Below are 6,685 nucleotides of genomic sequence, written 5' to 3'. Positions count from 1 at the left end.
GACCAACCCGACGCGCCGGCTGTTCGGCCGCATCGGAGATGGTGAAGCCTGCGACGACGAAGTCGTCCGACAGCAACGCCTTGGTCTTGGTCCAGCTTTTGCTTCGGCCGCTCTGATAGATGGCCGTGGCGCGCTTGGAGACGACACCCTCCAGCCCCAGTTCCGACGCCTGGTCGTAGAGCCCCTGCCCCGAGCCCTCGACATGGTCGGAGAACTGGATGGCGGAATTGGCACCGAGGCCCGACAGCATCTGCGCCAGCAGCGCCTTGCGCCGGACCAGCGGCGCCTTGGTCAGGTCCCAGCCGTCGAGATGGAGAAGATCGAAGGCGTAGAAATGGAGCTTGCTGCCGGCGCCCTGCGCCAGCGCATCCTGCAGCAGCGCGAAGCGGCTGATGCCCTTGGCATCGAGCACCACGATCTCGCCGTCGACGATGGCGTCGCGGCACGGCAGTTTGGCGAACGCATGCGGCAGGTCGCCATAGCGCTTCGTCCAGTCGATGCCGCCACGGGTGATCAGCTTGACCGCGCCCTCAGTAAGATGCGCCATGGTGCGGTAGCCGTCGAATTTGATTTCGTGCAGCCAGACTTCCCTTGTGTCCCCGCCATCCGGTGGTTTTGGCACCTGCGTCGCCAGTTGCGGCTCGATACGAGCAAGCATGGGGGCCTTGAACGCACCCGGCAGCGTGCCGGGCTTCAGCGATCCCTGTCTGGGCGCGGGTTTGGCGGCTGGCTTCGCCGGCGCCGCCAACTCCTCGATGCGCAATCCGGATTTGACGCTTTCCGGCCGGGCCGTGAGGATGTCAAGCGCGGTGTCGGCGGCGAGGTCGCGCTCCTTGAACAGCAGCCAGTTCTTCTTGTTTTCGTCTTCCCCGGGTTTCGGCTTCAGCCGGGTCAGCATCCAGCCGCCATTGAGCTTGTCGCCGGCCAGCCGGAACTTGAAGGCGCCGGTGCGCAAACTCTTTTCGACATCGTCCATCGGCGCCCAGCTGCCGGTATCCCAGACGATCATCGGCCCGCCGCCATATTCGCCCTCGGGAATGACACCCTCGAAGTCGATATATTCGAGCGGATGATCCTCGGTCTCGACCGCCAGCCTCTTGTCGGCCGGATTGAGCGAAGGCCCGCGCGGCACCGCCCAGCTTTTCAAGACATCGCCGACCTGCAGGCGCAGATCATAATGGTCTGCGGTGGCGTGGTGCTTGTGGACAACGAAGCGGTTGCCTTCGTCCGTGATGAGGCCGCCTGCCGGTTCCGGCGTTTTGGAAAATTCACGCCTCGCGCGGTAGGATTGGAGCTTTGGCGGGGTGGTCATGGCAAAGGTCGAAGCACCGAGGCCAGGAACAAGCCAGTCGCGCTCAATCGTCAACGGCCGGCGTCAACTCGAGCTCCGCCGGCGACAGTCCCTGCTGCAGCTGGCTCAGCCGGAATTCGTCGACCCAATAGGCCTCGCCGTCGACCAGAACCCGGGCCTGGTAGCTGCCTGCCGAAAAACGCTGCGCGGTGATGTAGACCTTGTGACGATCGAGCGCCTTGCGCACCGCGGCGCGCTTGGAATTCTGACCTGTGACGGGACTGAACATGACACTGCCCTCGGTCGCCCCAGACACACAACGCGGCCGCTGCCGGCAGCCTGACGACTGGGGTCAAGGATGGCGGAGACGCGCCGTCCTGTCAATTTCGCGGACAGCGCAGGATGCGGCCCGGTCAAATTTGCCAATCTTTTGAAGATGTTTGAGCCTCGGCCTGAATCAAGACGTGAAGCGCGCCGCCAAACAATCGCCCGTCGCTGCCGCCCTGCTACGCGGCCGGCATGCCCGAATGAGCAGATTTTTGAACTTCCGTGCCGATGAGATCGAGTGTCACCGCCGCAACATCGGCAACCTGGAGCCGCTGGACGCAATAGACCCCACCGGCGTTGTTTTCTTTACACACACCTGGAGCGATGCACGGGCAAGGCATGGGCGGCTGGAGCGTCCGGTTGGGAACACCGAACGGGCCCCATTGCTCTGGCGACGTCAGACCGTACAGCCCCACCGCTGGAGTTCCGACAGAGGCCGCGATGTGCATCGGGCCGCTCTCATTGCCAAGAAAGATCGACGCTTCGGCCAACAATGCCGTCAGGACCTCAAGCGAGGCTTTTCCGACGACACTTGCGACCGGCGATGCTGCCACTTCAAGGATCCTTTGCGCGGCAAGCCCTTCATCCGGCCCGCCAACAAGGAGGGATCGCAGCCCGGTTTTGGCGTATACTTCGTCGATGACCGCAGCAAAATGTTGCGGCGGCCAACAACGTCCTTCGAACCTCGCGCCGGCATGCACTGCCACGTACGACTTCTTCGCCAAAGCGTTTTCCGCAAGAAGCCTGGCACACTCTTCCTGGGCAGTACTGGTCGGCTGCAGCCGAGGTGTTGGATCCTCACAATCCAGCCCAAGGGCGCGGAGAGGAGACAGGTTCCTGTAGAGATAATGCGGTCCGCCATGTCCGAAGGTCGCGGCGAGAACGTTTGCAAGCTGGATTTCCCAGAACTTCATCGGATGCTCGGAAGGATCGAAGCCGACGCGAAGTGGAGCGCCGATCAAACGATGCATGATCCGCGAGGTTTTTGAATCGGTAAGGTCGATGCTAAGATCAAATCTTCGACGCCGCAGATCAGAGATGACGCCACGATAGTCGCTCAAACGCTTGCGCAGAGTCCTTCCTCTGCCACGGGATTCAAAGCCAACGGCAACATCGGCGATCCCTTGCGCGACGATGAACTCCTTGAGACCCGGCGCACAAAGCATGGTCACCGATGCTTGTGGATAAGAAAGACGTAGATTGCGAACCAAAGCAGATGTCAGAACGACATCTCCAATGTACTTCGTTTGAATAATGAGGATGGAACGAATCCCATCTCCTAAACTTGCATTCATCGAGATGATCTGCCGAAAACGCCAACTTAAAAAAATCCGCCCGTGACACTCATTTCTGAACGTCAAGCCGCGCTTTCAGATATAGAGCTAACCAACCCTGTCAACAAGCTTGCCTGCCGGTCTTGGTGCTCTGCATCGCAGGACCGGCAAGCGCTCCTCCTCAGTCCTTCAGTCGCCGCAAGCGGCGCGTCAGGCCCTGGACGGCCTTGAGCAGCCGGGGACGCGACCGCGTCATGCCTTCGACCCGGCTGCGCAGCAAAATGGCTGCGTTCGCAGCCCTGCCCCGCACCGTCACCGGTTCGCAGATCTCGGCCAGTACCGAGCTCGAGGCGCCGATATGTTGCTTGTAGCCCTGGCCGCCGACCGACAGGTCGAAATAGTCGAAGCCCCGCTCGCATCCCCACATCATCAGCTTGCCCATCGTCGTCAGGCCGGGTGAGACATTGGCGACCGCATTCTGGTCGATGCCGAGCAGGAGGGCGTGAAGTGTGCCTTTTCTGACCAGCACATAGATGGAGGCGAGCCAGGCTTCACCGACGCGTAGTCCGAAGAGCCGCACCGATCCATTGGACAGGCCTTGCAGCGCCGCGGCGCGGTAAAAATCGACGACCGGCGCCTGCGTCAGGAGGTCGAAACGCCCGAGCTCACGGAAACGCTTGAGCCGCAGTTCCAACAGAGCATCCAGGAGCTCCTCGGCCAGATCAGGCGTGTCGGCCTCGATCAGAGCGAGGCCACCAAGCTGTTCGAAGCCGCGACAATGCTTGCGGAAGGCCTTGGCGAAGGACGGCTTGCAGATCCGCTTGATGAGCGTCTCCGGATCGCCATGCAGGACGAGGCCGGAGCTGACCTGGATGGAGTCGCGCGCCACCGAAAGCAGTGCCAGCGGATTGGCCACGCCGTGGACCTGCTGCGGAATTCCCGCGATATGGATGCGATCCGCCGGTGGCAGCACGGCACGGACCGCCGCCCACATGGCGTCGGCACTCTGCCTGGTCCACTCTATCCCATCCGCCAGCAGCGGCACTGAGTAGTCGCACACGCGACAGCTCAGCCATTCGATCACGTGGTGGCCGAAGGCCCGGCGCCGCATCAGCGGCAACAGCATGGCCGGCGCGCCGGTCACTGCGTCACTCACCTCGACGAGGACCAGATCCGCGTCTTTGGGCTTCAGCCGTGCGGCGATTCCTTCGACCCAGGCATAATGCTGGTGGGCAGTGCAGACGCCGTGAGCTTCAAGGAGCAGCCATAGCAGCCTTACGGTGTCGAAGCTGGTGTGCAGCCGAGCCGTGAAGTGCGCGGTTGCATCAACGTTGGCGACAGTCGGGGAAACCGGCCCACCGGGCAAATCCTTTATCGGAGTCGTTCCCGCCGCGTAGCTTGCCACATGCTTCTCCCGTCATTCTGATCCCCCGCGCAGGCGCCGCAAACCCCGCATCAGTCCCTGGAGCCTCTTCAGCAGCCGAGGTTTGGAGCGCACGAACACCTCGGCCCGGTTGCGGATCTCGATGGCTGCGCTCACGGCGCTGCCTCGCACCGTGATCCCGTGGCAAAGCTCGCGCAGACCCGAACCCAAGGCACCCATATGCTCCTTATAACTCTGGTTGCCTACCGACAGGTCGAAATAATTGAAATCGCGCCCGCGCGCCCAGCTCATCAACTTGCCCATGATCAGAAGTCCAGGCGAGACATTAGGCACCGCGCCCTGATCGATTGAGATCAGCAGAGCATGAACGGTGACTTGATGGATCAGCAGGTATTGGACCGCGATAAGAGCTTCACCCACACGCAACCCGAAGAGCCGCACCGACCCATCCGACAGGCCCTCGAGAGCAGCGTTTCGATAGAAATCGACAACCGCCGCCTGCGTCAGCAGGTCGAAGCGGCCCAGTTCGCGAAAGCGGCTGAGCCGCATCCGGACCAGGCCGGCGAAGATGACCTCCACCAGGGCCGGCGTGTTGGCTTCGACCAGTTCCACGCCGCCAAGCCGTTCGAGGCGACGCCAGTCCTTGTTGAAAGCCTTGACGAAGGATGGCCGGCATAGGCGCTTGAGGACGGTCTCCGGATCGCCGTCGATGGCGAGGCCGAAGCTGGTATGCAGGGAATCGCGCGTGGCCGCCAGCAGGGCCAGCGGATTGGCGACACCGCTGATCGATTGCGGAATTCCCCTGATCTGGATACGGTCCGCCGGCGGCAGCACGGAGCGCACCGCGGCCCACGCGGCCTGCGCCGACTGCGTCGTCCACGGGCTCGCATCGGCCAGCAACGGTGCCGAATAGTCGCAAACGCCACAGCTCAGCCACTCGATCACTCGATGGCGGAAAGCCGGTCGCCGTATCAACGGCACCAGCATTCGCGGCACGCCCGTCACGGCGTCGTTTACCTCCACGATGAGCAGTTCCGCACCTTCAGGCATCAGCCGCGCTACGATCCCCTCGGCCCAGGCATAATTCTGGTGGGCGGTGCACACACCGTCCGCCTGAAGGCGCAACCAGAGCGGCCTCACCGCTTCCAGGCTGGTGTGGAGCCGCGCCGTGTATGCATCGTTGGAGACGACGACGGCCGGATGGGAGGACTGGCCATCGGGCGAGCCGGTCACCGCAGCAATTTGCACCGCCTGGACTGCCATATTTTTCCTATCGCTTTGCCGTGGCGAACGACAGCGTGCGCCGCCAGGCGCCCAACCGGCTGTCGCGCGCCTCGTCGGGATGCTCGATATTCCACATGCGGTGATGCGCGAAATACCATGATGCCACGAGCACGAACATCTCCGAGACGGCGGAACCCAACAGCGCCCACGGCGGAGACGCGATTGCCAGCAGGGCCGCGATCAGTGCCAGCCCGACGACCGCGCCGCCCGTCGTGGTGAACGCGACGATCCGAAAATCGCCGAGTATCTCAAGCACGATGCGGGGCATGATATAGAGCATGATCGGGACAAAATTCGCGATCACGAAAAGTCCGATGAACCAGGTCGAAGCGTCCTGGAGAGCCTGGGATTTTATCATCGGCAGGACGAACATGATGGCGCATCCATATGCAAGGCCGCCAAACCCCATGACGAGTGCCCAGATCTTGGCCTGCGTCCAGACACGGCCCGTTTCATTGTTCCGCATCAGCCTGGCGAGATCCGGCTGCGTCATGTTGACGAAAGCAAGGCTGATGATGCGCAGCGGGGCAAACAGCACCAGAACCGCCGCCAGCGGTGCGTAGGCGGCAGGACCGGCAATGCCGGCGACCAGCAGCGCCAGACATTGGCCCTGGATGTTGGTGGTGGTGGCGCTGAATGCCGACCAGCGCAGCTGGGGCCAGAGCCTGACATAGCGTCGCCGGGTCGGCATGCGGAAGCTGATGCGAAGCGAGCGCCGAGCCAGCCGGACCAGGACGAAAATGCCGAAAACATTTGCCGCGGCTAGTGCATAGAACACGGTCTGCAGCGGGTCTTGGACCAACCAGATCGACAGCCCGGTCAGGACACAGCCGGCGATTGTAAAAGCGCCATCGCTGACGGAGACGACAACCTGCTGGCGCCGTGCGAAGAAAGCCGTGCGCATATGGCTGCGCAACGACCAGGCACCGACGAAGCAGCCGGCAGCAATTCCGCTTGGATCGCCAAGGACATGCATCAGGACTGCCGTGCCGACGGCCATCAGCAACGCTACGATCAGCGCCGCCGTTCCGAACGCCACGTCATAGGTATCGACGCCGGCGCTGTTGGTGCTCTTGCTCATCCAGATGCTGGCGGGAACGGCGGTGAGCGACCTGTTTTTTGGCC

Annotated in this window: 6 protein-coding genes; all 6 read right to left on the bottom strand. The window is 62.6% G+C overall.

The genetic code is table 11. From position 1 onward, the window contains the following. Nucleotides 1-1,312: non-homologous end-joining DNA ligase (gene ligD / locus EN893_RS13125; protein ID WP_206640110.1), on the bottom strand; the 1,312-nt coding region annotated here is incomplete at its 3' end. Nucleotides 1,313-1,355: 43 nt separating this feature from the next. Next, entirely contained in the window at nt 1,356-1,580 is a 225-nt protein-coding gene (locus EN893_RS13120) for a hypothetical protein (RefSeq protein ID WP_127269110.1), read from the bottom strand. A 217-nt stretch (nt 1,581-1,797) separates the two neighbouring features. Next, nucleotides 1,798-2,979 (bottom strand): glycosyltransferase family 9 protein, encoded by a 1,182-nt coding sequence (locus tag EN893_RS13115; RefSeq protein WP_306245672.1) that lies wholly within the window; start codon nt 2,977-2,979, stop codon nt 1,798-1,800. 94 nt (nt 2,980-3,073) lie between these two features. Continuing rightward, complete coding sequence (locus EN893_RS13110; RefSeq protein WP_127269109.1) at nt 3,074-4,297, bottom strand: GNAT family N-acetyltransferase; 1,224 nt, start codon at nt 4,295-4,297, stop codon at nt 3,074-3,076. A 12-nt stretch (nt 4,298-4,309) separates the two neighbouring features. Continuing rightward, nucleotides 4,310-5,539, bottom strand: a complete 1,230-nt coding sequence (locus tag EN893_RS13105) for a GNAT family N-acetyltransferase (RefSeq protein WP_127269108.1) — start codon at nt 5,537-5,539, stop codon at nt 4,310-4,312. Nucleotides 5,540-5,546: 7 nt separating this feature from the next. Further along, nucleotides 5,547-6,685: hypothetical protein (locus EN893_RS13100; protein ID WP_128361573.1), on the bottom strand; the 1,139-nt coding region annotated here is incomplete at its 5' end.

Source organism: Mesorhizobium sp. M7A.F.Ca.CA.004.04.2.1 (assembly GCF_004022825.1).
GTDB lineage: Bacteria > Pseudomonadota > Alphaproteobacteria > Rhizobiales > Rhizobiaceae > Mesorhizobium.
This window is presented reverse-complemented; position numbering and strand designations above follow the sequence as displayed.

Bases quoted from the DNA above. Each gene is read 5' to 3' on its own strand.
- EN893_RS13120 (WP_127269110.1), bottom strand. From the start codon at position 1,580: ATGTTCAGTCCCGTCACAGGTCAGAATTCCAAGCGCGCCGCGGTGCGC.
- EN893_RS13105 (WP_127269108.1), bottom strand. From the start codon at position 5,539: ATGGCAGTCCAGGCGGTGCAAATTGCTGCGGTGACCGGCTCGCCCGAT.